This is a genomic window from Paenibacillus sp. P4_A7, assembly GCF_056402455.1.
The window spans coordinates 1-786 of sequence record NZ_JBFUHJ010000876.1; the positions used below are offsets into that span (position 1 = coordinate 1).

The following is a 786-nucleotide window of genomic DNA, read 5'->3' on the forward strand; positions in this document are numbered from 1 at the left end:
GGCATGAAGCGTAGCTCCAGATTTGTTAACCGGGCATGACGAGCCAGCAAGTCCATGTCACAAAAGTTCCCCCACAAACTCAGTGAGTTAAGATTTGGGAACCGGTTCAGACACTCCAGCGAGATGGGCTGTCCTAGCGGCGCATTCCGTAGCGTTAGGCTCGCCACTTGGTGCAATTCACCCAGGTCGGGCAGCAAGAAAGAAGAATCACTCTTGCGTCGGCTAGTGCGCGGCGCTAGTGTCAGAGAAGATGGCATATCGCCAGTGGCCGAGAAGCGTGATAGATCGCCGGACACGCCCAGTCGGAAATTCCGTTTTGGAAGCTTCAGGCTCAAACGCCCCCCAGACTGGTCCAACTCGATAAATAAGCCATGCAAATTGGACTGTCTGGCGTCCGCCACCGTATCTGCAAACAGGATCGGAGCCCACGTCATCTCTTCAATGGGACGTTTTTGCGCCCAGTCAAAAAATCCTACGTCACTGCCTGTATAGTACAGAAATCGCGGCCAGGGCGAGCCCGCAGGAGTGGCAAAGGCATCGAATACGGTCCAATCGATTAAGGCATCAGGCGCAACGTGAAGATCTGCCTTCTTCCCCAATTGCGACGGTCCAATGGATAGACTGCCCACACCGGGCTGAATGACAAGAGTGTGACTGCGAGGACCTGTCAGGTCGATGGGATAACGACCAGCTTCTCTAAAGGAACCAGCAGGAGGACGAGCTTGATTATCATTTGGCATTTCTATCATCCTTTCTTATAAACCATATCAAGTTCTCTGTTAGTTC

Annotated in this window: 1 pseudogene; it reads right to left on the reverse strand. The window is 52.7% G+C overall.

Going from position 1 to position 786, the window contains the following annotated elements:
- A pseudogene (locus AC1DWN_RS34650) lies at window positions 1-740 on the reverse strand (hypothetical protein); the annotation flags it as partial.
- Window positions 741-786: the final 46 nt, after the last annotated feature.